30 protein-coding genes and 1 pseudogene are annotated in these 26995 nt (G+C 72.6%); 21 read left to right on the top strand and 10 right to left on the bottom strand.

Features of this window, described 5'->3' with window-relative positions; translation table 11 throughout:
* Positions 1-291: 291 nt before the first annotated feature.
* Positions 292-519, bottom strand: a complete 228-nt coding sequence (locus ABZ876_RS33315; protein WP_361788849.1) for a BON domain-containing protein — start codon at positions 517-519, stop codon at positions 292-294.
* Between the two features lie 142 nt (positions 520-661).
* Positions 662-1180, bottom strand: a complete 519-nt coding sequence (locus ABZ876_RS33310) for a CBS domain-containing protein (protein WP_361788848.1) — start codon at positions 1178-1180, stop codon at positions 662-664.
* Positions 1181-1349: 169 nt separating this feature from the next.
* Between ABZ876_RS33310 and ABZ876_RS33305 the strand changes: the two genes are divergently transcribed.
* The 9 genes from ABZ876_RS33305 to ABZ876_RS33265 are packed head-to-tail and all read left to right on the top strand — an operon-like array spanning position 1350 to position 9118.
* Positions 1350-1787 carry a hypothetical protein gene (locus ABZ876_RS33305; protein ID WP_361788847.1) on the top strand — a complete coding sequence of 146 codons (438 nt, stop codon included), beginning with the start codon at positions 1350-1352 and terminating at the stop codon, positions 1785-1787.
* Complete coding sequence (locus tag ABZ876_RS33300; protein WP_361788846.1) at positions 1784-2725, top strand: hypothetical protein; 942 nt, start codon at positions 1784-1786, stop codon at positions 2723-2725. The genes ABZ876_RS33305 and ABZ876_RS33300 overlap by 4 nt, the downstream gene beginning before the upstream one ends.
* Positions 2712-4175, top strand: a complete 1464-nt coding sequence (locus tag ABZ876_RS33295; RefSeq protein ID WP_361788845.1) for a V-type ATPase 116kDa subunit family protein — start codon at positions 2712-2714, stop codon at positions 4173-4175. Before ABZ876_RS33300 ends, ABZ876_RS33295 begins: the two co-directional genes overlap by 14 nt.
* Positions 4160-4576 (top strand): ATP synthase subunit C, encoded by a 417-nt coding sequence (locus tag ABZ876_RS33290; protein WP_361788844.1) that lies wholly within the window; start codon positions 4160-4162, stop codon positions 4574-4576. The genes ABZ876_RS33295 and ABZ876_RS33290 overlap by 16 nt, the downstream gene beginning before the upstream one ends.
* Before the next feature lie 10 nt (positions 4577-4586).
* The gene (locus ABZ876_RS33285) at positions 4587-4820 is read left to right on the top strand and encodes a V-type ATP synthase subunit F (protein WP_361788843.1); all 234 of its coding nucleotides are present in this window, start codon (positions 4587-4589) and stop codon (positions 4818-4820) included.
* A complete protein-coding gene (locus ABZ876_RS33280) occupies positions 4817-5335 on the top strand; it encodes a hypothetical protein (protein WP_361788842.1) in 519 nt (172 codons plus the stop codon). Before ABZ876_RS33285 ends, ABZ876_RS33280 begins: the two co-directional genes overlap by 4 nt.
* A complete protein-coding gene (locus tag ABZ876_RS33275; RefSeq protein ID WP_361788841.1) occupies positions 5332-7086 on the top strand; it encodes a V-type ATP synthase subunit A in 1755 nt (584 codons plus the stop codon). Before ABZ876_RS33280 ends, ABZ876_RS33275 begins: the two co-directional genes overlap by 4 nt.
* Positions 7083-8492 (top strand): V-type ATP synthase subunit B, encoded by a 1410-nt coding sequence (locus ABZ876_RS33270; RefSeq protein ID WP_361788840.1) that lies wholly within the window; start codon positions 7083-7085, stop codon positions 8490-8492. Before ABZ876_RS33275 ends, ABZ876_RS33270 begins: the two co-directional genes overlap by 4 nt.
* Complete coding sequence (locus ABZ876_RS33265) at positions 8489-9118, top strand: V-type ATP synthase subunit D (protein ID WP_361788839.1); 630 nt, start codon at positions 8489-8491, stop codon at positions 9116-9118. Before ABZ876_RS33270 ends, ABZ876_RS33265 begins: the two co-directional genes overlap by 4 nt.
* A gap of 63 nt (positions 9119-9181) precedes the next feature.
* Here the strand turns inward: ABZ876_RS33265 and ABZ876_RS33260 are convergent, their stop codons facing one another.
* Both ABZ876_RS33260 and ABZ876_RS33255 read right to left on the bottom strand, forming a co-directional pair.
* Positions 9182-9817, bottom strand: coding sequence for a CBS domain-containing protein (locus ABZ876_RS33260; RefSeq protein ID WP_361788838.1), 636 nt, complete (start codon positions 9815-9817; stop codon positions 9182-9184).
* Positions 9818-9924: 107 nt separating this feature from the next.
* Complete coding sequence (locus tag ABZ876_RS33255; protein ID WP_361788837.1) at positions 9925-10347, bottom strand: Hsp20/alpha crystallin family protein; 423 nt, start codon at positions 10345-10347, stop codon at positions 9925-9927.
* 276 nt (positions 10348-10623) lie between these two features.
* On the opposite strand from ABZ876_RS33255, the gene ABZ876_RS33250 reads away from it, so the two are divergent.
* The 4 genes from ABZ876_RS33250 (at position 10624) to ABZ876_RS33235 (ending at position 15961) form a co-directional block, all read left to right on the top strand.
* Positions 10624-12024, top strand: coding sequence for a nicotinate phosphoribosyltransferase (locus tag ABZ876_RS33250; RefSeq protein WP_361788836.1), 1401 nt, complete (start codon positions 10624-10626; stop codon positions 12022-12024).
* Between the two features lie 194 nt (positions 12025-12218).
* Entirely contained in the window at positions 12219-12512 is a 294-nt protein-coding gene (locus ABZ876_RS33245) for a DUF1918 domain-containing protein (protein WP_361788835.1), read from the top strand.
* Between the two features lie 39 nt (positions 12513-12551).
* Positions 12552-13436, top strand: coding sequence for a universal stress protein (locus ABZ876_RS33240; RefSeq protein WP_361788834.1), 885 nt, complete (start codon positions 12552-12554; stop codon positions 13434-13436).
* Between the two features lie 224 nt (positions 13437-13660).
* Positions 13661-15961 (top strand): heavy metal translocating P-type ATPase, encoded by a 2301-nt coding sequence (locus ABZ876_RS33235; protein WP_361788854.1) that lies wholly within the window; start codon positions 13661-13663, stop codon positions 15959-15961.
* An 86-nt stretch (positions 15962-16047) separates the two neighbouring features.
* Here the strand turns inward: ABZ876_RS33235 and ABZ876_RS33230 are convergent.
* Positions 16048-16242 (bottom strand): annotated as a pseudogene (locus ABZ876_RS33230) (universal stress protein); the annotation flags it as partial.
* A gap of 308 nt (positions 16243-16550) precedes the next feature.
* Between ABZ876_RS33230 and ABZ876_RS33225 the strand changes: the two are divergent.
* The 4 genes from ABZ876_RS33225 to ABZ876_RS33210 all read left to right on the top strand — a co-directional run bounded on the left by ABZ876_RS33225 (position 16551) and on the right by ABZ876_RS33210 (position 19500).
* Complete coding sequence (locus ABZ876_RS33225; protein ID WP_361788833.1) at positions 16551-17540, top strand: nitroreductase; 990 nt, start codon at positions 16551-16553, stop codon at positions 17538-17540.
* 264 nt (positions 17541-17804) lie between these two features.
* On the top strand, positions 17805-18530 hold the full coding sequence (locus ABZ876_RS33220; protein ID WP_361788832.1) for a CBS domain-containing protein: 726 nt from the start codon (positions 17805-17807) through the stop codon (positions 18528-18530).
* Between the two features lie 221 nt (positions 18531-18751).
* Positions 18752-19030, top strand: a complete 279-nt coding sequence (locus ABZ876_RS33215; RefSeq protein ID WP_361788853.1) for a DUF1540 domain-containing protein — start codon at positions 18752-18754, stop codon at positions 19028-19030.
* An 11-nt stretch (positions 19031-19041) separates the two neighbouring features.
* The gene (locus ABZ876_RS33210) at positions 19042-19500 is read left to right on the top strand and encodes a CBS domain-containing protein (protein WP_361788831.1); all 459 of its coding nucleotides are present in this window, start codon (positions 19042-19044) and stop codon (positions 19498-19500) included.
* A 294-nt stretch (positions 19501-19794) separates the two neighbouring features.
* Here the strand turns inward: ABZ876_RS33210 and ABZ876_RS33205 are convergent, their stop codons facing one another.
* Positions 19795-20262 carry a universal stress protein gene (locus ABZ876_RS33205; protein WP_361788830.1) on the bottom strand — a complete coding sequence of 156 codons (468 nt, stop codon included), beginning with the start codon at positions 20260-20262 and terminating at the stop codon, positions 19795-19797.
* A gap of 188 nt (positions 20263-20450) precedes the next feature.
* Here ABZ876_RS33205 and ABZ876_RS33200 point away from each other — a divergent pair, with 188 nt between their 5' ends.
* A complete protein-coding gene (locus tag ABZ876_RS33200) occupies positions 20451-20954 on the top strand; it encodes a thiamine pyrophosphate-dependent enzyme (protein ID WP_361788829.1) in 504 nt (167 codons plus the stop codon).
* A gap of 96 nt (positions 20955-21050) precedes the next feature.
* Positions 21051-21809, top strand: coding sequence for a maleylpyruvate isomerase family mycothiol-dependent enzyme (locus ABZ876_RS33195; RefSeq protein ID WP_361788828.1), 759 nt, complete (start codon positions 21051-21053; stop codon positions 21807-21809).
* A gap of 9 nt (positions 21810-21818) precedes the next feature.
* Here the strand turns inward: ABZ876_RS33195 and ABZ876_RS33190 are convergent, their stop codons facing one another.
* Positions 21819-22214, bottom strand: coding sequence for a MarR family transcriptional regulator (locus ABZ876_RS33190; protein WP_361788827.1), 396 nt, complete (start codon positions 22212-22214; stop codon positions 21819-21821).
* Positions 22215-22300: 86 nt separating this feature from the next.
* Between ABZ876_RS33190 and ABZ876_RS33185 the strand changes: the two genes are divergently transcribed.
* Together ABZ876_RS33185 and ABZ876_RS33180 are read left to right on the top strand one after the other, a co-directional pair.
* Positions 22301-23782, top strand: coding sequence for an MFS transporter (locus ABZ876_RS33185; RefSeq protein ID WP_361788826.1), 1482 nt, complete (start codon positions 22301-22303; stop codon positions 23780-23782).
* Between the two features lie 69 nt (positions 23783-23851).
* Positions 23852-24172, top strand: coding sequence for a DUF6332 family protein (locus tag ABZ876_RS33180; RefSeq protein ID WP_361788825.1), 321 nt, complete (start codon positions 23852-23854; stop codon positions 24170-24172).
* Here the strand turns inward: ABZ876_RS33180 and ABZ876_RS33175 are convergent.
* The 3 genes from ABZ876_RS33175 to ABZ876_RS33165 all read right to left on the bottom strand — a co-directional run bounded on the left by ABZ876_RS33175 (position 24133) and on the right by ABZ876_RS33165 (position 26876).
* Positions 24133-24798, bottom strand: a complete 666-nt coding sequence (locus tag ABZ876_RS33175) for a response regulator transcription factor (RefSeq protein ID WP_361788824.1) — start codon at positions 24796-24798, stop codon at positions 24133-24135. The two genes, ABZ876_RS33180 and ABZ876_RS33175, sit on opposite strands and share 40 nt — an antisense overlap.
* Positions 24795-26081 (bottom strand): sensor histidine kinase, encoded by a 1287-nt coding sequence (locus tag ABZ876_RS33170; protein WP_361788823.1) that lies wholly within the window; start codon positions 26079-26081, stop codon positions 24795-24797. The genes ABZ876_RS33175 and ABZ876_RS33170 overlap by 4 nt, the downstream gene beginning before the upstream one ends.
* A 102-nt stretch (positions 26082-26183) precedes the next feature.
* Positions 26184-26876 (bottom strand): TetR/AcrR family transcriptional regulator, encoded by a 693-nt coding sequence (locus tag ABZ876_RS33165; protein ID WP_361788822.1) that lies wholly within the window; start codon positions 26874-26876, stop codon positions 26184-26186.
* Between the last annotated feature and the right edge of the window lie 119 nt (positions 26877-26995).

Here is a 26995-nt window from a genome sequence, read left to right as displayed (position 1 = left end):
GTGCACCCGGTCCTGGGTGCCGCGCGCCGCGTCGATACGGGCCTGCACCTCGTCCAGCATCTCGTCCAGCCGCAGCCTGGGCAGGTGCTGCTCCGGGCGTTCGATCTCTTCTCCGCCCACTGCCTCCTCCGGGGACCCATGCAGACAGGTACAGCTCGACCGGCGACCCTGTAGTTCACGATACCGGGGGATCTGCCGAGGTGAGGGGCCGCGCTTGGGTACCGCGAAACGGTGATCGGACCGGGGCTGCGGATCAGGCTGTACGGACAAGATCGAGCGCGGGTCCGCCCGTCACACCGCGGTGAGGTGATTGTTCACCTCGACCACGTCGTCGATGTCCTCCACCTCCGCGACCAGCCTGGACATCGAGGCTTGGGACATCCTCCCAGTCAGCTCCACCACGCCGTCGTGAACCATGACCTCGAGGGTGCTGCGGTCGGCAGGGGTGCAGACGGTACGGACCTTCTGCTCGATCTCCCCCCGTATTCCGGCGTCGTCCTCACGGCGCACCACGCCCACCAGGCGTCCGTCGTGCTCGGTGACCGGGAGCCGCTACAGGCGCGACAGCGCCGCCAGCCAGGCGACCTCCGCCACGGTCGCCCCCGGCAGCACCGTGATCGCGGGGCTGGTCATGAGGTCCGCGGCCATCTCGCCCCGTGCCTCACCGTACAGGTGCCGCTCCCCGCATCCGGCCGAGAGGTCCGGGTCGGTGACCGGACGCTTCGAACGCGATCTTCGCCAGGAGGTCGGATTCCGACACCACGCCGACAACCCAGTCGTCGGCGTCGACCACTGGCAGCGCACCCACGTGCTCCCGTGCGAGCAGACGTGCGGTCTCGCGACACGACAGGTCGTCCTGCATGGACGTGGCGGGCACGTCCATCACGTCCCGTACCAACGGCGGCCCGACTTGGGGGGCGGCTTGGGCGGCCTCTCCCCACGGGTGCCGCCGGCCTCCCGACCCGCCTTCGGGACGGAACCGGGCGTGGGCTCCGCTGCCGGACTCGCGGGCGGCATGACGGCACGTGCCACCGTGTGGCTGGCTCGCCGAGACCGTGGCGACGGCACCCAGATAGCGCAGGAGGCATGTCCTGCCTTCCCTCCTCGCGGGGCTCCAGTGGTGCTTTGGCACGGCACGACGGGCCTCGGCGCCCGTGGAGTGGTTCTCGCGCTTGTTCACAGCGGCCTCCGGACTCCGTCGGGTTGCCTACGGTTCCAGTCTTGCGCTCCACCGGCCCTGGCCAAGAGCCGAACGGTCCCGATGGAGCGGCGCTGCGGTCCATCCGATGCGAGCCTGCACGGGAGCGGTGAGACTGAAAGAGGAGCCGACCGGCAGGAGGATGCGCGTGGTGAGCCTGCGGGATTTCCTGGCGCGATTCCGTCCGACCGGTGCGCCGGGAGCAGCCGTCACCGGAGTCCCCGCCGACCGGGCCGCGGAGCGCGCTGCGGAACTTGAGCCACCGCTTGCCCTGCTGACCGACGTTCAGCAGGAGGCGGCCCGGATCCGTGCTGCGGTGGACCGCGAGGCCGAAGCGATACGGGAGCGCGCCGCCCGACAGGCCGCGCAGACCGTGGCGGCAGCCCGGGCCCGGGCCCCGCAGGTACGGCAGGAGGCCGCGACGCCCGAGCACCGTGCCGCCCTGCGGGAGGCGGAGGACCTTCGCGCGGCCGGGGAACGCGCCGCCTCGCTGGTGCGCGAGCGCTCGCGGAGGCGCATGCCGGCCCTGGTGGAGCGCGTAGTCGAGAACGCCTTCCACGCCGCGGACGGCACGCGGACAGCGCCGTGAGCGCCGGATGGGTGGCGGGAGTCATCCGGGCTCGCGCCCTGGTCGGCCGTTGTCCCGGACCGGACGGGGCGCGGGAGATGGCGAGTGCGGAGGCGCTGGAGGCGGCACTGCACCATCTGACGGAGACGCCGTACGGGAAGTCCGCGCGGGCGGCGATGGGGGTGACCGAGGCTCAGCGGGCGGTGTCAGCCACGCTGCTGTGGCATCTGCGGCCGCTGGCAGGCTGGCTGCCCGCGGGCGGTGCTCGCCTCATGCGTCCGCTCGCCGCGGGCTTCGAAGTCGCCGATGTCATGTCTCGTCTATCGGCACAGGGCGCCCCGGGCATGGATCCGGAGGTCTCGACATGGCAGCCGTACCGGCTCGGCAGCCTGGAAACCACCTGGCGGAACCTGGAACGCGCCGTGACACCCGCCGAACTGCGCCCCGCCCTCGCGGCCTCGTCCTGGGGCGATCCGGGCGCGGACACGCCGTGGGCCCTGATCACAGGCATGCGCATGGCGGCCGCGCGCCGTACGGATGCGGCCGTGACGTCCGCCCGGCGCTGGGCCAGGGGGCGCGCCGCGCTGGTGACAGCACGCGAACTGTTCGTTCACCAACGCCGCCTGCCAGGACCGGTGCGCCGCACCGCGGCGGGCTTGCTGGGGTCGCGGGCGGTCGACGCCCCGTCCGTCCGGGACTTCCGCGACCGCCTGCCGTCCCCGTCCCGCTGGGTCCTGGAGGGCGTCGAGGAGCCGGGAGCACTGTGGCGGGCCGAGGCCCGGTGGTGGCGCGTGGTCGATCAGGACGGCGCCGGCATGCTGCGGGAGGGCCGGTACGGTCCCCAGGGAGTCGTGGGGGCGGTCGCCGTGCTTTCCGTGGACGCCTGGCGGGTGCGGGCGGCCCTGGAGTCGGCGGCCCGGGGCGCGGGGCCCTTGGAGGAGTTCGATGCCCTGGTCTGAGGCGCTGACGCCGGTCCGGATGCGCCGCGTGGCGCTGGTCGTGCCGCACGCGGCGCTACGGGACACGCTGGTGCGGATCGCCGAGGCGGGCTGCGTGGAGCTGGACCGGGTGGAGGAGGCGACCCCCGGACCGGCGGCCCGACGGCTGCAGCGGCTGGAGGGCCATCCCGCAGCGGTCCCCCCTGGAACCACGGGCGCGCCATCGGCTGCCCGTGAGGCTCCCGTCCTGGCCCTTTCCGCGCCCGATCTGGACACCCTCCAGCGGCAGCGCCGCCTGGGGATGCTGGCAGGCGAGGCACAGCTGGAGGAGCGGACTCGGGGAGCCGTACTGCGCGGAGAGGTGGCCGCACTCGCCGGGTGGTGCCCGGCGGCCGAGGTACCCCGGCTCGCGTGGCGGCTGGCCGCCGCCGGTGGCGCGCTGGTTCCGCTGCCCACCCCGCCCGGAGCCGATCCGCCGACACTGCTGCGGTCGGCGCCGTCCGCGTCGTTCGCACCGCTGGTGACGACGTACGGCACCCCGCCCTACGCGGACGTCGACCCGTCGTGGCCGGCAGGGATCACCTACGTCGCGATGTTCGGAATCATGTTCGGGGACGTGGGTCATGGCGCGCTCCTGCTGCTCGGTGCGCTGGCACTGCGACTCGGGCGGCCTCGCAGGCTCGCCCGATTGAGCCGCCTGTGGCCCTTCCTCGCCGGTGCCGGGCTGTCGGCCATGCTCGCGGGTGCCGCCTACGGCGATTTCTTCGGGCCGACAGGAGTGCTGCCGGTCCTGTGGCTGAGTCCGCTGAAGAGCCCTGCGCGCCTCCTGGCCGCCGCGGTGGTCTTCGGGGCCGGGCTGCTGGCCGTCGCCCATGCCGCCGGTGCGGTCAACCGCTGGCGCGAGGGCGGTGCGGGCAAGGCCCTTTACGCGGCGTCCGGCTGCGCGGGGCTCCTGTTCTTCCTGGGGTTCGGGCTGTCGGCGGCGGGGCTCGCCCTGCACCGGTCGGCTGCGGCCGTTCTCGGGGCCGGGCTCGCCCTGGCCGGGCTCGCGCTGGTGGCGGTGGGGCTCTACCGGGCCACGGCCGGGGGCCTCGCAGGGCTCGCCGAGACCGGGGTACGGCTGTTGGATGTCGTGGTGCGCGCGGGCACCAACACCGTCTCCTTCGCGCGGCTCGCGGCGTTCGGTCTCACCCATGCCGCGCTCGCGGACCTGGTGTGGCGCGGCACCACCGGCCTCGCCGGGCGGGGAGCCGCAGGAGCCGCCGGGGCGCTGGTGGTGTTCGTCGTGGGCACTGCCGCCTCGCTCGCGCTGGAGGCCCTCGTGGCCGGTGTTCAGGCGCTGCGGCTGGAGTTCTACGAGATCTTCTCGCGGATCTTCGAGACGGAGGGCCGTCCGTTCCGCCCCTGGCACGTTCCGTCGGCGGCAGCGGCCGATGCTGAAACGGAGGTGACCCGGTGCTCACCTGGGTGATGGTCCTGCCGGTGCTGGCGGCGGCGCTCGGAGGCATGCGGCTGTTGCGGCGACGCCGGGCCAAACGCGCGTTCCGCTGGCTGCTGGCGACGAACCTCGCGCTGCTGGGCGGTGCGTGCGTGCTCCTGGCAACGGCTCTGTCGGGCCCCGCGCAGGGGGCGCCCGCCCAGGCCGCCGCGTCGGCCGCGGGCAACGGGTCCGCGCTGATCGGAGCCGCCATCGCGGTGGCGGGCGCGTCCGTCGGAGCCGCCATCGCGGTCGCCTACACCGGGGCGGCGGCGCTGGCCGCACTCAGCGAGCGTCCCGAGATGTTCGGCCGCGCCATGGTGATCGTCGGTCTGGCCGAAGGCATCGCCGTCTACGGGCTGGTGGTCGCGATCCTGCTGATCGGCAAGGCGTGACCCGGAGGGCATGACGATGGGGACGGTGGCCGCCATCGGCGCACGGAGCAGGGTGAGCGGGCTGGCCCTCGCCGGAGTCGACGTGCTGGTCGCGGAGCACCCGGACGCCGTACGCAAGGCCTGGCGGACGCTTCCCGGTACGGTCTCCTTGGTGATCGTCACGCCGGAAGCGGCCGAGGCTCTGGAGACCGAGACGGCGGAGCCTGATCCCTCCCGCCCGCTGACCGTGGTGATGCCGCCATGACCGTCCCCGCCCCCGGCCCCACGGACCCGTTGGCCCCGGTGCGCGCCGAACTCCTCCGATCGGCACGATCGGACGCCGACGCCGCACTGACACGTGCCCGGGCGGACGCGGACGAGACGGTGCGAGCGGCCTGCACGGAGGCGGAGACGCTGCTGAGCCGGGCCCGGGAGGAGGGCGTGGCGGACGGTGCCGCCGCCGCGGCCCGGGAACGGGTGCGGGCGCGTCAGGACGCGTGGGCAGAGGAACTTTCCGCACGGGCCGAGGCCTACGCGGACCTCCGTGCCAGGGTGCGCGCGGGCGTTCGCGACACGCTGGCGGACGTGGGCGCGCTACGGGTCCGGTTGGAGGAGCACGCCCGAACGCTGCTCGGAACGGAAGTGCGGGTCGCGGCCGCCGCTGACGGCGGAGTGACGGCCGAGACGCCCGGTCGCAGGGCCGACCTCTCGGCGAACGCCCTCGCGGACCGCGCGCTGGACCGGCTCGGCGTGGGGGCCGAGGCCCTGTGGGCGCGATGACGTCCCCGACCACAGCGGCGCGCCACCGGCCCAGCGAAGACGGACCGCCGCGGGTCGTGCGAGTGGCGGGGCCGCTCGTCGAGATCGCCTGCGCCGCCCGCGTCGCCATGGACGACCTGGTCCTGCTCGGCGAGGATCGGCTGCCGGGCGAGGTGGTGACGATCCACGGCGATGTCGTCACCGTCCAGGCCTACGAATACACCGGCGGCCTCGCGCCCGGGCATCCCGCCGCCCCGCAGGGCGCACCGCTCGCGGTGCGGCTGGGACCGGGGCTGCTGGGCGGTGTCTTCGACGGTCTGCTGCGCCCCCTCACCCGCGCAGGGGACCTGCTCCTGGCTACCGGGCGGAGCATCGAACCTGACGTTCGCACATGGCCGTTCACCCCGAATGTGGCAGTGGGAGAACACGTCGCGGCAGGGGATGTCCTCGGCGGCATCAGGGCGTCGGTCCCGCTGGGCGTTCTCGTACCACCTGGATGCTCGGGGATCGTTGCGCGGATCGCACCGGCGGGAGAGCACGCACAGGACTCCCCCATCGCCGTGGTGGGCGGTCAGGAGGTGCGTATGACGGAGACCTGGCCCGTGCGCAGGCCCCGGCCGGTACGGGAGCGGCTGCCAGCCGACGCTCCCTTGCACACCGGTCAGCGAGCCGTCGACCTGATGTTCCCCGTGGCCCGCGGCAGCACGGTCGCCGTCCCGGGCGGCTTCGGCACCGGCAAGACCATGCTGCTGCAGCAGATCGCCAAGTGGTGCGACGCCGACGTGATCGTCTACGTCGGCTGCGGGGAGCGCGGCAACGAGATGGCCGATGTGATCGAGGAGCTGTCCGCGCTGACCGACCCCCGCACCGGTGGCCGTCTGGCGGAGCGCACGGTCACCATCGCGAACACGTCCAACATGCCGATGATGGCCCGCGAGGCGAGCGTGCACACGGGGGTGACGGCCGCCGAGTACTTCCGGGACATGGGGCTCGACGTCGTCGTGATCGCCGACTCGACCTCCCGCTGGGCCGAGGCGCTGCGCGAGTTCGCCTCCCGGATGGGCGAACTGCCCGCGGAGGAGGGCTACCCCGCGGGGCTCGCCTCGGAACTGGCCGCCTTTTACGAACGGGCGGCATCGGTGCGCACGCTCGGGGGCACCGCCGGTTCGGTGACCGTCATCGGTGCCGTGTCACCGCCGGGCGGCGATCGGACCGAACCGGTCACGGCCCACACCGAACGGTTCGTGCGGTGTCTGTGGAGTCTCGACCGCGACCTCGCCTACGCGCGCCACTATCCGGCGCTCTCCTGGGCGGACTCGTTCTCCCGGGATGCCGGCGCGCTGGCATCCGCGTACGCACGCGCCGGGGACCCCCAGTGGTCCGAGCGGCGTGGGCGGGTGGCCACCCTGCTCGCCGAGGCGGACCGGCTGGCCGATCTCGTGGAACTGATCGGCGTGACGGCCCTGCCGCCACGGGAACGGGTCAGCGTGCTCGCGGGCCGGCTGCTGCGCGAGGGGCTGATCCAGCAGAACGCGCTGTCGTCGTCGGACGGGTACTGCCCACCCGGGAAGACGGCGGCCCTCGCGGAAGCCGTCCTCACGGTGATCGACCGCTGCGTGGAACTGGTGGATTCCGGTGCCCGCGCGGACGCCGTCGAGGCCGTCGACTTCACGCCGCTGCTGCGCGCCCGCGAGGATGCCGGTCCGCAGGAGACGGCCCCCGTGGAGGCTGCCCGCGACCTGCTACTGGCACGGCTGGGAGAGCTGGCATGAGCACGCCCGGTGAGATCGAGTACACGAGCGTGCGGGAGCTGCGTGGCCCGCTCGTGGTCGTCGAGGGGGTGAGCGGTGTGGGGTGGGACGAGTTCGCGACGATCGTCCTCGACTCCGGGGAGAGGCGGCACGGTCTCGTCCTGGAGGTGGATCGGGACCTGGCGGTCGTGCAGGTTCTGCAGGACACGGCGGGCATGGACCGGACCGGCACGCGCATCGCCTTCTCGGGAGCGCCCCTGCGGATCCCGGTCGGCACCGGGTGGCTGGGCCGGGTATGCAACGGGCGGGGCGAACCGGCGGACGGCGGACCACCGGTCCTCGGTGCGGTGGACGCCGCGGTCGGCGGTGCGCCGATCAACCCGGTGCGCCGCGAGCCGCCCACCGAGCCGGTACTGACGGGAGTGGGAGCCATCGATGTTCTCACGACCCTGGTGCGGGGGCAGAAGCTCCCCGTGTTCTCGGCCGCCGGACTGCCGCATCTCGAGCTGGCAGTGCAGATCGCCGCCCAGGCGACCTGCGGCGCCGAGCCGTTCGCCGTCGTCTTCGCCGGCATGGGTCTCACCCACGCCGACGCGGCGTTCGTCCGCGACGGGCTGGCCGAACGCTCCGCCGCCAAGGATCTCGTCCTGCTGCTCAACACCGCGGACGACCCCGTGATCGAGCGTCTGCTCACGCCCCGGCTCGCGCTCACGGTGGCCGAGCACCTCGCATTCGGCGAGGGCCGCCATGTTCTGGCGGTCATGACGGACATGACCGCCTACTCCGAGGCGCTGCGCGAGGTGTCCGCCGCTCGGGGCGAGATCCCGGCCCGGCGGGCCTATCCCGGCTACCTCTACAGCGACCTGGCGTCCCTGTACGAGCGGTGCGGCAGGATCAGGGGCCGTCCGGGGTCGGTGACCGTCCTGCCGGTGCTGACGATGCCTGCCGGGGACATCACCCACCCCGTGCCCGACCTCACCGGTTACATCACGGAGGGCCAGATCGTGCTGTCCGGCGAGGTCCACGCCCGCGGCACCTATCCGCCGGTCGACCCGCTCGCCTCGCTGTCGCGTCTGATGCGCAAAGGCACGGGGGCGGGACGGACCCGGGAAGACCATCCGGACGTCGCCGCACAGCTGATCGCCGCACTGGCCCGCGCCCGGCAGGTACGGGAGCTCGCCGACCTGATCGGACGCCCGGCGCTGAGCCCTGCAGACCACCGGTACCTGGATCTGGAGGACGCGTTCGTGCGCGAGTTCCTCGCCCAGGGCACAGACGAGAACCGGCCGTTCGACGACTCCCTCGACCGTGCCTGGGACGTACTGCTGACTCTGCCCCGCAGCCAGCTCGGCATGATCCCGACAGCCGTGCTCGACGCCCGCGCCGCCGGAGACACGGGCACGGGTGGGACGGGAGCGCCATCGTGAGCGCGCGCCGGCTGCGGGTACCACCGGGGCGGGCCGGCCGCCTGCGGCTGCGGCACAGTCTCGGTACCGCCCTGCGCGGAGCGGACCTGCTGGAGCGCAAGCTGCGGCTCCTGCTGGACCGTGAGCGGGAGTTGAGGCGCACGGCGGAGGAGGCCGGCCGGACTTGGCGGGGCAGGCTCGCCGAGGCGGAGACCTGGTGTGTGCGCGGGCTCCTGATCGGTGGCGAGCGCGCCCTGTTCGGGGCAGCCCCCGCCGGCCGGGCCGGGGTCGACGTCGAGTGGACCTCCTCGATGGGCGTGAGCCATCCGTCCGGGGCGTCGTGGACAGCCCCGGCTCGCTCTTTCGACGAGCCGACACCGGGGAACACCGCGCTGGCTCACGCGGAGGCGGCGTACCGCGCGGCCGTCCGCGCCGCCGTGGAGCACTCCGCCGCCCGCAGCGCGGCCGAGCTCCTCGCGGCGGAGGCGGAACGGACACGTCAGCGGGTGCGGGCCCTGCGCAGGCATTGGATTCCCCGCCTGATGCGCGAGCTGGCCGCCGTCGAACTGGCGCTGGAGGAGGCGGAGCGGGAGGAGGCGGTGCGACGGCGCTGGGCCGCCTCGTCCCGGGACCGGGCGAGGGGCTGAGTACCGCAGGGGCGGTCCGGCACGCGCCTCCGTCGTGATCGTACGTCTTGGAGAGACCAGGGATCACGAGCGATCTCTGCTGGGTTGCACCGCTGCCCCGTCCGTGGTGTCGTCGCGGTCGAAGTCGAGCCGGTTGACGACATCCACCACGCCATCGACCCCCTCGCACAGCCGCGCTGTGACGGCAAGCAGACTCCTGCGCTCCAGGCTGCCGCTCAGCGTGACCCTGCCGTCGGTGACCTCGACGGTCAGCGAGGAGGGTGGCAGGCCGAGCGTCCGGACGATGACATCCTCGAGGATCTCCTCCTGGATCGCGTGGTCCTGACGGAGAAACAGATGTACCAGGTCACTGCGGCTGATCACGCCGATCAGGCGGCCCTCCCCGCCCACCACGGGCAGGCGCTTCACCTTCCGCCTCTCCATCGTCCGCGCGGCACGCACCGCGTTCCACTCCGGCTCCGCGACCACGGCAGGGCTTGTCATCAGCTCCCCGGCGGTGCTCCCGACATCACCGGTCGTCTGCTTGCGCAGGAGGTCTGCCTCGGACACCACGCCGACGGGCCGACCGTCGTCGTCGACCACGGGCACGGCGGTGATGTCGTACTCGTCGAGGAGGCGTGCGATCTCCTTGAACGTCGTGCCCGGCCGCACGCTCACGGCGGTGGGGGTCATCAGATCGCCCACACTGCGGTGCCTCATCGCTCGGCACCCCCTCTCGGAAGGTGTCCTGCGCACCGTGCGGGGCGGACGTGAACCGGGGGCCGGGCGGGCGTCAGCCCGCCCGACCGGACCCGCGGGGAGCGGGATCACGCGCCGTGCTCGACCTCGATGTGCTTGGCCTCGGCCGTCTCACGTCCGAGGCGCACGCTGACGGTGAGCATGCCGTTGGTGTAGTCGGCCCTGACGTCATCCTCGTCGGCGCCCGGCGGCAGGGTCACGCTGCGGCTCACGGAGCCGTAGCGGATCTCGCTGCGGTCCTTCTCCGCCTCGCGTTGGGTGCGCTCGGCTTTGACGGTCAGCACGCCTTCGCCGATGACGACGTCGATGTCCTCGGGCGAGACACCGGGAAGCTCTGCCCGCACGACGTACCGGTCGCCTTCGGTGTAGTCCTCGATCCGGACGGCGTACGGGTCGCCCATCGTGGGCATCGCGAAACGTGCGGGGAAGGACTCGAACCACTCGGGCATCTCCGGAAAGGGAAACCTCTGCCTGCGTGTGAGTGTGGCCATCGCCGTATCTCCCAGGACTGCGGTTGCGGCTATGGACACCTCCAGTCCACCGCGCGCACCTGGTCGCTGCCTGAGGCCGAACAGCCCATATCGGGGCCCTATGGTCCCGTCAGCACCCTTCTCCGTGCCGAGGCCGGCGCTCGGCGAGGACGAGACCGCGCTCGCAGGGCCGGTCGGCCCATGCTTTGACCGGGCCGGTCGCCGAGACTGGTGATGAGAAGCAGAGCGCCCTCGGCACCGGCCGGCGGCTCCCCAGCCCACTCAGTGGCGGTCACCATGTCCGATGTCACCACCACCGACCTGTATGAAGTGACCATGGCCCTGTCCTACCTGCGGGAGGGGATGCGCGCCCCGGCGACGTTCAGCCTCTTCGTCCGTGACCTGCCGCCCGGCCGGGGGTTCCTGGTCGCGGCGGGCCTGGAACCCGCGCTGGACTTCCTGGCCCGATACCGGGTGGAACACGTGGACGTCGAGGAGTTCGCGGCGGCGCTGCACCGGCCGCCCGAGGACCTGGAGCCGCTGCTGGGGCTGGCCTTCGAGGGTGAGGTGCGTGCCGTCCCGGAGGGCCACGTCGTCCTCGCGGGCGAGCCGCTGCTGGAGGTGACCGCGCCGCTGCCCCAGGCGCAGCTCGTCGAGACGTACCTGCTCAACCAGCTGTGCCATCAGACGGCGGTGGCGTCCAAGGCCGCCCGCTGTGTGCTCGCGGCGGCCGGACGGCCTGTGGTGGACTTCTCCCTGCGCCGCACCCACGGGCCCTGGGCGGGTCTGCAGGCGGCCCGGCTGGGGGCCATGGTGGGCTTCGCGGCCACGAGCAACGTGGCGGCGGCCGGTGTCCTTGGCCTGCCGGCGTCGGGCACCATGGCCCACTCCTATGTGGAGGCGTTCCCCGGTGAGGAGGAGGCGTTCCGTGCCTTCGCGCGCACCCATCCGGGGCCGGTCACCTTCCTCGTCGACACCTACGACACCGAGGCGGGAGTCATGGCCGCCGCCCGTGTCCTGCACGAGATCCGGCGGGGGCCGGGCTGCGCGATCCGCCTGGACAGCGGCGATCTCGGCGAGCTGGCGCGGCGGGCGCGGGCCTTGCTGGACGCCGCCGGGCTGCCCGACGTCCGCATCGTCGCCAGCGGCGGGCTCGACGAGTACGCCGTCGCGGAGCTGGTGCACGGCGGGGCCCCGATCGACGTGTACGCGGTGGGCACGAAGGTGGGCGTGGCCGCGGACGCACCGTACCTGGACGCGGCGTACAAGCTCGTGGAGTACGACGGCCGCCCGGTCATGAAGCTGTCCTCGGCGAAGGTGACGGCCCCGGGCCGCAAGCAGGTCTTCCGCAGCCCGGGGCAGCCGGATGTCATCGGCCTGCGGGAGGAGGACCCACCGGACTCGGCGCAGCGGCTGTTGCGCACCGTGATGCGCGACGGCCGGCGCACAGGGCCACCCGACCGGTGGGAGTACGCGTGTGCGCGCTGCGCGCACGACATCGCAGATCTCCCTGGCCCCGCCCGCAGGATCGAGGGCCCCGAGCCTTGGCGCCCGGTCGTGTCACCAGTGCTGGAAGACCTGACGTCGCGGGTGCGCGGGGAGATCGCCCGACGGTTCCGTCCGGAACACCTCGGGGTGGCCGGTAGCGGCGGGCACGCCGATCGGAGGCTTTCAGGCTCGGTCCGAGAGCCTCGGTGACGGCCATGGCGAGCCGTGACGGCAGCGGGGTGAGCGCACCAGGGTGGCGCGGCCTGTGCGCCCACGCATCGCGGTTGGCCCGACAGTCCCGCGGCCCGGGGACCAACGGCCCCTGGCGACGTGACACGGACGGGCTTCGTATGAACAGAGGCAGTACCCCCTTCCCGTCACCGCACTGAGGAGGCGAGGACGACATGACCGCACCCGCCCCGACCGAGAAGAGCGATCCGAGGACGGACGTGCCACCTGCCAAGGCGACGGGCAGTGGCATGCGTGCTCACGTCGGCGACGAGATCGTCGTACGTGGCACCGCCCCCGGCGTCATCGCCCGCGACGGTGAGGTCGTCGGCGTCCACCATCCCGACGGCAGCCCTCCGTACGACGTGCGTTGGTCGGACAGCGGCAGGGTGACGCTGTACTTCCCCGGTCCCGACGCGTACGTCAGGCGTCTCGCGCACACCGCGACGCCCGATGAACGCGGTGGATGACGGCTTCATCAACGTGTCGACGGACGGCTGGAGACGGCGATGGCCCCACCCTTCGATCACCGGCCGATCGTGGTCGGTGTCGACCCCGACCCCACGAAGCGGATGGCGCTCGCCTGGGCGGTCGACGAGGCCGCACGGCGCCGGGTGCCCCTGCGTCTGCTACATGCCGAGGGTGTGCCGACGCCAGGCGTCCGTAGGGCGTACGTGCCGCCCTCCTGGGAGGAATGGAACCAGGCGCTGCACGAGGCCGGTGAGCAGGTGCTCAAGGAGGCTGTGATCTTCGCCGAGGCGCGGCGTCCGCAGCTCGAGGTGTCCGCGCTGCTCGCCGAGGGGGACCCGGCGTGGATCCTGCGGGACCAGAGCCGCGATGCCACGGCCGTCGTCCTGGGCTCCTGGCACCTGGGCCGCATGAAGGACGTGTTCGGTACCGCCTCGGTCGCCCTGCCCGTCATGGCGCACGCCCACTGCCCCGTGGTGGTCGTGCCGGAGCCCGAGCATGTCACCCAGCAGCCCGCTTACTTCGTTGTCGGCGTGGACGGCAGCGCGCAGTCCGCCGCCGCCGTCGACGTCGCCTTCGAGGAGGCCGCCCTGCGCGGCGCGGCCCTGCGGGCACTGTACGTCCGGCAGCCGGGTCCGCTGAGGATCTTCGACGAATACGCGGTGCAGCAGGAGTGCCGGCGCCTGCTCTCCGAGACCGTTGCCGGCCGCGGTGCGGCCTACCCGGACGTGGAGTTGCATCACGAGCTGCTCAGCGGTCATCCCGTGAACGTGCTGGCCGAGGAGTCCGCGCACGCGCTGGGCCTGGTGGTGGGAACCCGGGGCCACGGTGGCTTCGCCGGCATGCTGCTGGGCTCGGTGAGCCAGGGCGTACTGCGCTACGCCCGCTGTCCTGTCATCGCCGTACCGCACACGTCGTCGGGATGAGCCGACCGACTACGGGCCGGCCCTGACGCCGGCACTCCGCTCGGCGACCTCGGTGCGGCGTGCCTCGTGGACCGGTGCGCCGTGCCTCGAGGACCGTCCGGCTCTGTCGCTCCGCGGGCAGCCGGCGCTGGGCCGGGAGCGTGAGACCGCAACGGCCTCCGGCCGGGATGGAGGGCACTGTGCGAAGGGAGACCGGCCTCCGCGGCGCGGACGGGAGCCGGGCCCTGTGGAGGGCTCACCCGGGTCGGCGTCTGCTGGAATACGCGCTGTTGACGGTGACCGCGGGGGCTCTGTTCGGCGGCGGGGTCGGGTGGCTGCTGGGTCACCGGGACGTCGCGGACACCTGCTGGGCGGCCGGCACCGCACTGGCGGTCGTTCCTGCGGTCACCTGGGTGGTGGCTGCCCTGCGCCGGGGCCGGGTCGGCGTCGACGTGCTGGCGGTGCTGGCGCTGGCCGGCACCCTGGCGGTGGGCGAGTACCTGGCAGGCGCGCTGGTCGGCCTGATGCTGGCGACCGGGCGGTGCCTGGAGGCGGCAGCGGAACGGCGCGCCTCTCACGACCTGCGCTCCCTGTTGGAGCACGCCCCGCGTTCCGCCCGCCGGCGCGACGGCCGGAACGTCGTGGTCATACCGCTGGACACGGTCGTCCCCGATGACCTGCTCGTGGTCGGCACCGGGGAGGTCGTCCCCGTGGACGGCGAGGTCGCTGCCGGTCCCGCGGTGCTCGACGAATCGGTACTGACTGGCGAGTCCGCACAAGTGGAGCGTCGTACGGGTGACACGGTGCGCAGTGGTGTCGTCAACGCCGGGGGCGTCTTCGAGGTGCGTGCGACGGCCACCGCGGCGCAGAGCACCTACGCGGACATCGTGCGTCTGACCCGGCAGGCGGAGGCTGAACGGGCGCCCACGGTGCGGCTGGCGGAGCGCTGCGCAGCCTGGTTCCTGCCCCTGTCCCTGGCTTTGGCCGCCGCCGCCTGGCTGGCCAGCGGCTCGGCGACACGGGCCGTCGCCGTCCTCGTCGTGGCCACCCCCTGCCCGCTGCTGCTCGCGGCCCCGGTCGCCATCGTCTCCGGCCTGTCCCAGTGCGCCCGGCGCGGCGTCGTCGTCCGGGACGGTGGTGCCCTGGAGCGTCTGGGCCGGGCCCGCACCCTTGTCATCGACAAGACCGGCACCCTCACCGTGGGGCGGCCACGGGTCTTGGAGGTGGTCGGCGCCCCGGGCGGCCCGTCGCCGGCCGAGGTGCTGCGGCTGGCCGCCTCGCTCGACCAGGTGTCGGCCCATGTCCTGGCCGAGGCGATCGTCCGCGAGGCCAGGGCACGCGGGCTTTCCCTCACGGTGCCGGAAGACGTCGCCGAGGAACCCGGGCGCGGGGTCACCGGCAGCGTGGACGGACACCGGGCCACCGTCGGCAGGACCGGCCTGCCCCAGGCGGACCTGCCGGAGTGGGCGCGGGCCGTGGACAACCGGGCCCTGCTCGACGGCGCCGCCGGCGTCTGGCTCACCGTGGACGGCACGCTCTCCGGCGCCCTGCTGCTGCGGGACCCACTGCGCACCGATGCGCCACGCACCATCCGCCGTCTGCGGACGGCAGGTCTGAACCGGTTGCTTATGCTCACCGGGGACCGCCCCGAACCGGCCCGCGAAGTGGGCGTGGTCCTGGGCCTCGACGACGTACGGGCCGGGCAACTGCCCACCGACAAGATCACCGCGGTACGCGAGGAGAGCGACAGGGCCGTCACCGTCATGGTCGGTGACGGCGTCAACGACGCCCCCGCCCTCGCCGCAGCAGACGTCGGGGTCGCCATGGGCGCCCGGGGTTCCACCTCCGCCTCCGAGGCCGCCGACATCGTCCTGACCACGGACCGTGTGAGCCGCCTCGCCGACGCCATGGAGATCGCCGCGCGCGCCCGGCGGATCGCGGTGCAGAGCGCCGCCGCCGGTATGGCGCTGTCCCTCGCGGCGATGACCGCCGCCCTGCTCGGACGGCTGCCGCCCGCTCCCGGCGCTCTTCTCCAGGAAGCCATCGACGTGGCCGTCATCCTCAACGCGCTGCGCGCCCTGCTTCCGCCACGCGGCACCCGTCCGGCCCTGGAACCCGAAGCGGAAAGCCTCATCCACCGGTTCGCCACCGAGCACGACGATCTCAGGGACACCCTCGACGCCATTCGCGAGGCCGCCGGCCTCCTCGCCACAGACCGCGGCCCCCGCGCCCTGGCCGCCGTACGCGAGATCGACCACCTGCTGACGGAGCGCCTGCTTCCCCACGAACACGCAGAGGAACGCGAGCTCTATCCGGCGCTGAACCGGCGACTCGGCCCGGAGACCACCGACACCATGAGCCGCGCCCACGCCGAGATCGAACGCCTGGCAGAGCGTGTCGGCACCCACCTCCACCTCGCCGACACGGAAGGCGGACTGCGGCCCGAGCAGCTCGACGACCTGCGCGCCTCGCTGTACGGCCTCCACACGATCCTGCGCCTCCACTTCGCGCAGGAAGAGGAGAGCTATTTCTCCCTGACGCCGTGACCTCCTGGACCTCCTGGACGGCATCTCAGGAAACAGGCCGTCGGCCGGTCACGGCAGGTGGGGTACGACCGCCACGGGGCACTCGGCATGTTGTCCGCCATCACCTGTGGGGCCGGACGCTGCGGGCCGCCCGAAGGCAGGGCGTGCTCGTGGCGCTCCCACAGGGAACCGTGCACGAGCCGCAACGGCACGCCGTGCATGGCCGCCTCGTCGGTCGCCCAGTCCACCGCCATGAGGCTGGAGTCCGATCCGTCGACGCCCGCGACCAGGGGCAGTTCCATGGGTCCCACCGCCTTTCGTTCGGCTGCGGATCCCCGCAGCGGAAGCAGGTCCCTTCCAACGATCACGCCCGTCAGGGGGCGAAGGAGGGGCGACTCGGACCTCCCCGGGGACATGCGGCCCAGGCCGTTTCGCATCCGGGCGCCCGAAGCCCGCTCTGTTGCCCGGACACGGGCCCACTCGGCCCCCGAGGAGGTCCGGGCGGCCCCTCCCCCGGCAGGCCCTACGCGCCCAGCCTGGTAACTGATCAACCGTCTCGTCCGAAGAGGCAGCCGAGGCAACGTGGGCCGGTCGTGAAGGGAGGCTTCCAGTGATCGCACCACCCCTGGACACCACCGCCGTCACCGCATTCGTCGAGGACGCCACGGCGGCTCCGTCACTGCACAACACCCAACCCTGGAAATTCCGGTTCCTGCGAGATCGTGGCATTCTCCAGCTGTACGCCGACCCGGAGCGCACGCTCCCGCAGGCCGACCCCGACGGACGCAACCTTCACCTGGGCTGCGGTGCCGCACTGTTCAACCTGCGGGTGGCCGCCGCGGCTTGGGGCCGGGAGCCCACCGTCAGGCTCCTGCCCGACTCCGCCGACCCCGCTCTGCTGGCCGAGGCGGATCTCACCGCGACCACACCGACCGACGGCGCACCCGCCCTCCTCCACCCGGCCATCCACCGCCGCCACACCAGCCGCCATCCCTTCCTCGAGGAGGACATACCAGCCGCCCTGGAGGACGGACTGTGTGCCGCGGCCCGCTTGGAAGGCGCGCGCCTGGTCTTTCCCGACGCCTGGCATGTGCAGTCGGTACTGGATCTGGCCCACGACGCCGAAGGCCGCGAAGCAGGGGACCCGGGCAGACGTGGTGAGACAGCGCGCTGGGCCCGAACGGAGCGCGCCGACGGGGCCACGGCTGCGGAGGGGATCCCCGTGGAGGCGTTCGGCCCCGGCCAGCGGGGGGCCAGTTCTCCCGTGCGCGACTTCGCCGCCGGCCGCTCGGTACCCGGTCGCGGTTGGGCCCCGTTCGAGAAGCACCCCCACATCGCCCTGCTCGGTACGGCCGAGGACCGGCCGGTGGACTGGCTGCGGGCGGGCCAGGCGCTGGAGCGGGTTCTCCTCGAGGCCACCGTGGACGGGCTCGTCGCTTCTTTGACTTCACAGGCGCTGGAATGGCCGGAGCTCCGGTGGGCGGTGCGTGACCCGACGTCGGCCATGGGTCATGTACAGATGGTGATTCGCCTGGGCTACGGCCCCGAGGGCCACCCGACACCGCGCCGGCCGGTGGCTGAGGTGCTCGACATCCTCTAGCTCTGTGGCTCCTGGGCGTCCGGCGGTTTCCGCCCGCCTCGGCTCGCCTCGGGGAGAAGGACCTTCGGACCTCCGGTCGAGGACTGTTCGGCCCCAGCGCCCGGCGAACAGCACACGGTGGACTGGATGTGTCACCGCCGCAGAGCGTAAGAACATGATCAAGCCAACAGCGTGATCCGCACCTGGCCACCGAGCGGGCTGACACACATCCGGACTCGCAGGGCCCGTAACCGGTGCGGAGTACGCACGGAAGGAGCGCGGATCATGCAGCACCGGACCGTCACCGAAGTCATGACACACCGCGTCGTCACGGCACACCCGGACTCGTCCTTCAAGGAGGTCGCCCGGTTGATGCGCGACAACGACATCACGGCGATGCCCGTCGTCGACCACGAGGGACACGTCGTCGGTGTGGTGTCCGAGGCGGACCTGCTACGCAAGGCGGCGAGTCTCCCCGACCCGGAGGGGCGACCGGTGGGCCACCGCCTCGGCCCCGGCGAGGTGGCGCGCGCGGGCGCCGAGACCGCGGAGGCGATGATGACCTCGCCCGCGGTGACGGCACGGCCCGGCTGGAACGTCGTCGAGACCGCCCGGACCATGTACCGCCACAAAGTCAAGCGGCTTCCCGTGATCGACGAGACGGGCAAGCTGGTCGGCGTCGTCAGCCGCTGCGACCTGCTGCGGCCCTTCCTGCGCAGTGACACGGCGATCGGCGACGAGATCCACCAGGACGTTCTCGGCAGCATCCTGGGCCTTCCGCAGAACACCGTCCGTGTCGACGTACGGGAGGGCGTGGTGACGCTGACCGGCCGGGTCGAGCAGAGGTCCCTCATCCCGGTCATCGAGCGTCTGTGCCGCTCCCTCGACGGCGTGGTCGCCGTCCACCAGTCACTCGGTTACTCCTACGACGACCTCGGATCCGACCTCGAGCCGCCCCGGCTGCGCGGCACGGCGGGCACCGGTCATCACACGCCGGTCCGTCACACATGACGTTTCCGAGCGGAACACCGGCCGGTCCACGTCCTCCCGAAGCGCCCAGCACCGGCCGCCGCGTCCCGGGGCCTTCGGGTGATTCGCGACCTCTCGGGGTGTCGCACGCCGTCCCGGCGCGGAAGTGGGATCACGTTGATCTCTGACCGATCGTGCGACGTCGCGCCGGCCCCCACCCCTCGCATCGGCGGCGGGCTGGATGTCAGGAGGACTCCGTGGAGATGCCCTTCATCAACGAGTGCGCGGTGGAGTCGTGCTCGTACAACGTCGGTGCCGCCTGTCACGCACTGGCCATCACTGTGGGTGATCCGCCACACGCCCAGTGCGACACTTTCTTCGTCACCTCGTTCAAGGGCGGCGACCCGGCTGCCGCCGGGCAGGTCGGAGCCTGCAAGATGACCGACTGCCGGCACAACTCACGGCTCGAGTGCCAAGCGGCCGGCATCGTCGTCGGCCCGGGGCAGGGAGGCGCCGACTGCCTGACCTACAGCCCACGCTGAGGAGGCTTGGCATGAAGGTCTCCGAGACGATGAGCGCTCCCGCCGTTGCCATCCCTCCTCGGACCTCCTTGGGGGAGGCGGCCCGGCAGATGGACGAATACGGAGTCGGTTCCGTACTCGTCGTCGAGGGCGGGACACTGCGCGGCATCGTCACCGACCGCGACCTCGCGGTGCGGGGGCTCGGCCGTGGTCTGGACGGCGGGGCGCCGGTCGAAGCGGTGATGTCGCCGCAGGTCATCACGGTGGGGGTGGCCGACGACGTCTACGTGGCGTATCGGACCCTCCGCCGGTCCGGTGTGCGCCGCCTGCCGGTCGTCGACGGACAAAGGGTCGTGGGCATGCTGACGGTGGACGACCTGTTGCTGGACGTTTTCCAACGGGTGGCCGACCTGCTCGGTCCGGTCGCCTGGAGCATTCTCGAAGAGCCGCCCGGGCCGCCGTCGGCGGACAGCCCTTCGCATGACACATGAACCGACCCAAGCGGGCGGCGCGGAAAATACGCACACCGTGTCCGGGGTGGGATACGCCCCCGTCGGCGAGGTCGCCGACGCCGAACCGGTGTGTGAGCTGCTCCGGGCTGCGGCGCTGTGCTCCGACGCCCGTCTGGTGGCCCCGGCGTCGGATAGTGAGAACTGGCGGGTGCTCGGCGACACCACCGAGGGGGCACTGCGCGGCTGGCCCCCGTGGACTGGGCGATTCTGGCCGGCTTCGGCGACAACGTCCGGACAAAGCCGTCAGTCCCCTCTCCCAGGGGGCCAATCAGGTCACGCGGGGCTGCCGGGCCGCCCTCCTCGCGATTTCGGGCGCACGATGACAACCGGGCACGTCGCATGGTGAGCGACGTGCTGGCTGACGGACCCGAGCAGCGCCCGCGCGAACCCGCCCCGCCCCCTGCTGCCCACCACCAGGGCCTCGGCTCCTTCGGCCGTTGCCAGAAGCACCTCGACGGGATTGCCGCGCATCACCAGCGCCCTGACCGAGGAGGCTCCCTCGGCTCCCAACACATCGCTCAGCCCCTGGTTCAGCCGTTGCCGGACGCCGGCCTCTTCGAAGTCGATGTCCACGGCCAGAGCCGACCAGCCGTACGCGCCGGGCAGCTCCCAGGCCGAAACCGCGTCCACGGTGCCGCCGATCAGGTCCGCGTACCGCACGGCCCAGCGCAGTGCCTCGTGCGAGGACGGTGAACCGTCGACTCCGACCACGACACGGGGCCTGGCAGTGTCCGTGCCCATACGTCTCACCCCTCATGCAGCCGTGCAGCGGCCGCGCTGAATGCCGTCCTACACCTCCGCAGTACCCGACTCCGCGGCGGCACGCCAGGGAAGGGTGGGCGAGTGGGCCGTATGCGCCGCTCAGTGGTCGCCGGCATGGCGGAGATGTGCGGCAAGGCCACCGGGTGCAGCCGCGGACGAGGGGCTCCATGCACCTGTTCGACGCGGACCGCCGCTTCTACGGCGGCAACGCGATCGCCGGCGGCGGCATCCCGCTCGCCGCGAGGCTGGCCCTCGCCGAGAAGATGCGCGGCGGACCGGGCGTCGCGTGCTGCTTCTTCGGCGACGGCGCCCTCGCCGAGGGCGAGTTCCACGAGACCGCGAACCTCGCCACCCTGTGGGGACTGCCGCTTCTGCTCGCCTGCGAGGACAACCTGTACGCGATGGGCACCCGCTCCACGTCGAGCGCGCACAGACCGACCTGGCCATGCGCGCCGCCTCCTACGGCATGCCGGCCTGGGCCGTCGACGGCATGGACGTCGCGTGTCACCGACGGGCTCGGTGCGGGTCGTCGGCGACACTGGGGGAACCGGTGCCGAAGACTCCGTGGGCGGGCGGCCGGGCTCACGACGACCGAGCTGGAGGGGGCCTCTGGTGACGGCGTCCGTAGGTGCGGCGGTCATCGGGGGCGGAAACGAGTACCGGCGGGATGACGGTGTCGGGCACTCCGTGATCACGCTGTCGTGGTGACCTGTCGAACGCGGCACGTACATCCCCTCGGCGGGGTTCCGTCCGGCACACTCGGCCCCATGGAGACTGCCGAGTTCGTACGGGTCCTGGACCGGGAGGGGCGGTTGCTGACCGCCGCCGCGGAGGAGACGGGTACCGGAGCGGAGGTGCCGACCTGCCCGAAGTGGCGGGTGCGGGATCTGCTGCGGCACACCGGGATGGTGCACCGCTGGGCGGCGGCCTTCGTCGCCGAGGGGCACACCGCGTACCACCCCGACGGCGGGCTGCCGGATCTCGACGGCGCGGAACTCGTGACCTGGTTCCGCGAGGGGCACCGGCAACTCGTCGACACCCTGTCCTGCGCCGCGCCGGACGTGCGGTGCTGGCACTTCCTGCCGGCGCCCTCGCCGCTCGCCTTCTGGGCCCGGCGGCAGGCGCACGAGACGGCCGTGCACCGGTTCGACGCGGAGTCGGCGCGGGGTGGGACGCCCACCGCGGTCGGCACGGACTTCGCGCTCGACGGCATCGACGAGCTGCTGCGTGGCTTTCACGCGCGCGACAGGAGCAGGGTCCGCAGTGAGGTGCCTCGGGTGCTGCGGGTGCGGGCGACGGATGCCGACGACGCCGTGTGGAGCGTGCGCCTGTCGGCCGGGCCGCCCGTGGCCGAGCGGGAGGACACGGGGAAAGCGGGACACGTGGGGAACGCGGACTGTGAAGTGGCCGGGCCCGCAGGCCGGTTGTATCTGGCGTTGTGGAACCGGCTGCCCTTTCCGGAGGTGACCGGTGACGCCTCGGTCGCCGCCCTGTGGCGCGGGATGTCCGCCGTGACCTGGAGCTGAGCGCGGGGCTCAGTCCGTCAGCATCCTCGTCAGCACGGCGCGGTGCACCGGCAGCAGTTCCCGGTGCACGGCGCGCCCCTTGGCCGTGAGAGCCACGCGCACCCCACGCCGGTCCTCCGCACACATGGCCCGCTCGACCAGCCCGTCCCTCTCCAGGCGGGCCACGAGCCGCGACAGAGCGCTCTGGCTCAGATGGACCCGCTCGGAGATCTCCTGGACGCGGTAGGCGTGCGTGCCATCCGGAACCGTGTCCCCGGACAGCAGGTCGAGCACCTCGAAGTCACTGGCGCACAGGCCGTGCGGGTGCAGCGCGCGGTCGAGTTCGCACTGGGTGCGTGCGTGCAGCGCCAGGATGGCTCGCCATCGGTTCACGAGCGCCCGCTCGGCCTTGCTCACAGCCGCCATGGGCGCACCGTAGCAAAGAACCCACTTTGTTGCATCCGAATTAAATGCGCTTGCATTGAATGCATACGCATGAAAGTCTCTGGGGCATGACCTCTCCGCTCACCACCTCCGCGTCCGAGGGACGCTGGACTCCCCGGCTGTGGGGCACCCTGCTGGTGCTCTGCGCCGCGATGTTCCTGGACGCACTGGACGTGTCGATGGTCGGCGTCGCCCTGCCGTCCATCGGTTCCGATCTCCATCTGACGACGTCGGCCCTGCAATGGGTCGTCAGCGGCTACATCCTGGGATACGGCGGACTGCTCCTGCTCGGCGGACGCACCGCGGACCTGCTCGGCAGGCGCCAGGTGTTCCTGGTCGCCCTGGCCGTCTTCGCGGTGGCCTCGCTGCTGGGCGGGCTCGTCGACTCGGGGCCGCTGCTGATCGCCAGCCGCTTCGTCAAGGGCCTGAGCGCCGCGTTCACGGCACCCGCCGGCCTGTCCATCATCACCACGACCTTCGCCGAGGGCCCGCTGCGCAACCGGGCCCTGTCGATCTACACCACCTGCGCGGCCACCGGCTTCTCCATGGGCCTGGTGCTCTCCGGCCTGCTCACCGAGGCCAGCTGGCGCCTGACCATGCTGCTGCCCGCGCCGATCGCGCTGATCGCCCTGTTCGCGGGCCTCAGGCTGCTGCCCCGCAGCGAACGGGAGAAGGACCACAACGGCTACGACATCCCCGGCGCCGTCATCGGCACCGCGTCGATGCTGCTGCTCGTCTTCACCGTCGTCCAGGCGCCACAGGCCGGCTGGGCGTCCGCCCGGACGCTGCTGTCCTTCCTCGCCGTCGCCGTTCTCCTGACCGTCTTCACCGCCGTCGAGCGGCGCTCGGCCGGCCCGCTGATCAGGCTCGGCGTGCTGCGCTCGGGCACCCAGATGCGCGCACAACTCGGCGCGATGGCCTTCTTCGGGTCGTACGTCGGCTTCCAGTTCCTGGTCACGCTGTACATGCAGTCACTGCTCGGCTGGTCGGCGCTGCACACGGCGCTCGCCTTCCTGCCCGCCGGGGCGCTGGTGGCCGTCTCGTCCACGAAGGTGGGCGCGATCGTCGACCGCTACGGGACACCGCGGCTGATCGCGGTGGGCTTCGCGCTCATGGTCGTCGGCTATGCGCTGTTCCTGCGCGTCAGCCTGCACCCCGGTTACGCGGCCGCCGTCCTGCCGAGCATGCTGCTGATCGGCGCGGCCTGCGCACTGGTCTTCCCCTCGCTCAACATCCAGGCCACCAGCGGTGTCGAGGACCACGAGCAGGGCATGGTCTCCGGTCTGCTCAACACCTCGGTGCAGGTGGGCGGCGCCGTCTTCCTGGCCGTGGTGACGGCGGTGGTGACCGCCAACGCGCCCTCGCACCCCTCGCCCCAGGCCGTGCTCGACAGCTACCGGCCCGGTCTGATCGTGATCACCGGCATCGCCCTCGTGGGCCTGCTCATCACCCTCCCGGGACTGACCGCGCGACCGTCGCAGCGGTCCCTGGTGGTCGCCGGCTCCCTTCCGCAGGAGGTGGACGCGGAGCCCGTGGCGGCCCGCGACTAGGGGGAACCTCCCCGTGCGCCCGGCGCGGCCTTCTTGCTCCGCCGGGCGCACGCCTGTTTGACTCGGCGCATGGAGAACCACGGGGGACGTTCATCCGGCGCCCGGTCACGGCGCACCCAGGCCGAGCGGGATGCGATCACGGTCGAGATCGGCTACGCGCTGTGCAGTGCGGCGTTCGCGGCGGCCCTGCTGTTCGGGGCCGTGGTGGGACCGGTGTTCGCGTTCGGCCTGGCCGGTGGAGCACGGCACACACTCGTCGCCTCGGGGGCCACCGCGGCCGCCGTACTCTTCGTCGCCCGGGTCGTCAGCGTGCTGGTGCGCTTCGGGCGGGGCGCCGGGAGTCACGGGAGTCAGCCCAGCCAGCCCGGTCGCACCAGCCCCGACTCGTAGGCCAGTACCACCAGTTGAGCCCGGTCACGGGCACCCAGCTTGACCATGGTGCGGCTGACGTGGGTCTTCGCCGTGAGCGGGCTGACGACCAGACGGCGGGCGATCTCCCCGTTGGACAGGCCGATCCCGACCAGGGCCATCACCTCCCGTTCCCGCTCGGTGAGGGCGGACAGTGAGGCGGAAGCCGCGGGCTGTCTGGAACGGGCGGCGAACTCGGAGATCAGCCGCCGCGTCACACCGGGTGAGAGCAGTGCGTCGCCCTCGACCACCGCCCGTACGGCGCGCAGCAGTTCGTCGGGCTCGGTGTCCTTGACGAGGAAGCCGGACGCCCCGGAGCGGATCGCCTCGAAGACGTACTCGTCGAGTTCGAAGGTGGTGAGCATGACCACCTTCACCGCCTCCAGGTCCGGGTCCCCGGTGATTTCGCGGGTCGCCACGAGCCCGTCGGCCCGCGGCATACGAATGTCCATCAGTACGACGTCGGGCCGCAGCTCGCGCACCGTGCGCACCACCTCCTCGCCATCGGCCGCCTCCCCCGCCACCTCGATGTCCGGCTGGGCGTCCAGCAGCGCCTTGAACCCCGCCCTGACCAACGACTGGTCGTCGGCGAGCAGTACACGGATCATCGATCCTCCCGGTGCTCGACGGTCTCCCCGGACGACGCCCTCAGGGGCAGCACGGCGAGCACCCGGAAGCCCCCGTCGGCACGGGTGCCCGCCTCGATCGTGCCGCCGAGCGCGGCGGCCCGCTCCCGCATCCCGGCCAGCCCGTTGCCGCTGCCGCCCGCGTCGGCGCCGGTCGCGGGCCCGTCGTCGTCGATTCGGAGCCGGAGGGCCCCCGCCTCGGTGCCGACGTGCACATGTGCCTGCCGTGATCCCGAGTGCCGTACCACATTGGTGAGCGCCTCCTGGACGATACGGAAGGCAGCGAGATCGGTGCCCGGGGCGAGCCGGGGTGCCGCGCCCTCGACGGTGACCGCCAGCCCGGCGCTCGCGGCGTGCTCGACCAGCTCCGGCAGCCGCCCCAGCCCGGGCGCGGGCGCGCGAGGCGCGTCACCGGGCGGACGCAGGGTCTCGAGCACCTGGCACACCTCCCCGAGCGCCTCCTTGCTGGCGGCCTTGATCGTGATGAGCGCCGTGCGCGCCTGCTCCGGGTCGGAGGCCAGCAGCGCGAGGCCCACTCCCGCCTGGACGTTGATCACGGAGATGCTGTGCGCGAGGACGTCGTGGAGTTCGCGGGCGATGCGCAACCGCTCCTCGTCGGCGCGCCGCCGCGCGGCCTGCGCCCGTTCGGCCCGCTCGCGCGCCCACTGCTCCCGCCGGACGCGCACCAGCTCCGCGACCGCCACGAACGCCACCACCCAGGTGGCGATGACCAGCTCCTGCCCCCAGGAGGCGGTCGCCTCCCCGAGCGGCGGCAGCCACCGGTGCAGCCAGTGCGACACGAGGACATGCCCGGCCCAGAACATCCCGACGGCCGTCCACGCCGCCACGCGATGCCCGGCGACGAGCGCTCCGAAAGAACCGACCGCGACGGTGAGGAAGACCGGGCCGTACGGATATCCGGCGCCCAGATACACGGTCGCGGCGACGGCCGTCACGAACGCGACGGGCACGGGATGCCGCTGCCGCCACAGCAGTGCGCCCGCGGCCACCAGCAGCAGCAGATGGGCGAAGACATCGAGGTGTGCGCGGTCGCCCCCGCGGCCCTGGGCCGCGACATGCGTACCGACGACCACCAGCACGGTGAGCAGCAGCGTGGAGCGCCAGGGCGGACGCGAGCCGCGGGCCTCGTCGTCCCGGCGGCTCCCCCACGGCGGTCCCGGTCGCCACCGTCCCGCTCTCCACGGCGGTACGGGCGACCAGGGCAGTCCGGGCCGCCACGGGCCTGCTGCGCTCTGCTCCTCCATGACGTTCACGCTAGACGCAGCCGACGGCGGGAGACGTCCGCCGGGCGAGGTGATCACGTGTACTCCCCCGGGAGTACGTCCGGCGGTTCCGGGAGACAGCGGCTACGGGAAGACCAGGCCCACACCGTGAGCCAGCCGGGCCACCGCATGCCGGAAGAACTCCTCCCGGTCCTCCACGACCCGGTTGAACTGCCCGAACACCTCGAATCCGACCAGCCCGAACAGCTGCGCCCAGGCGGCGACCCCGGCCGTCACCACCTCGGGTGGCAGATCGGGGGCCAGGTCGTCGGCCATGCGGCGGGCCTCGGGCTGGAGTTCGGCGGGCAGCGGGGTGCGGGCCACGCCGCGCTGCCGGTGGGCGTCGCGCACGATGTCGAACAGCAGGAGACCCACGCGGCTGGCGGCCGGGATGGTCGTCTCGGGCGCGGAGTAACCGGGCACGGGCGAGCCGTAGATCAGCGCGTACTCGTGCGGATGCGCGAGCGCCCACCCGCGTACGGCCTCGCACACGGCTACCCAACGCTGCGCGGGGGCGATGTCGCCGGCCCTCGCGTGCGCGGCCTCGGCCGCCTCCCCGAGGGCGTCGTAGGCGTCGATGATGAGCGCGGTGAGCAGGTCGTCGCGGCTGGGGAAGTAGCGGTAGAGCGCGGAGGAGACCATGCCCAGTTCACGGGCGACGGCGCGCAGCGAGAGCCTGGCGGCACCCTCCGCGGCGAGCTGTCTGCGGGCCTCGTCCTTGATGGCGGCGGTGACCTCGATCCTGGCGCGGGCACGGGCTCCTCGGGGGGTGCTCATGTCAGCAGTGTGACACGATTCCGGAGCAGTGCACACAACCAAGAGCGCCGCACCAATAAGTGAGCACTGCTCTTGCATTGGATCACCGATCTCCTCCACACTGTCATGCAGCGAGAGCA

It is taken from the genome of Streptomyces sp. NPDC046931, from assembly GCF_040644655.1.
GTDB lineage: Bacteria > Actinomycetota > Actinomycetes > Streptomycetales > Streptomycetaceae > Streptomyces.
Note: the sequence above shows the minus strand (reverse complement) of the source record. Positions and strands in the feature narration are given on the sequence as shown.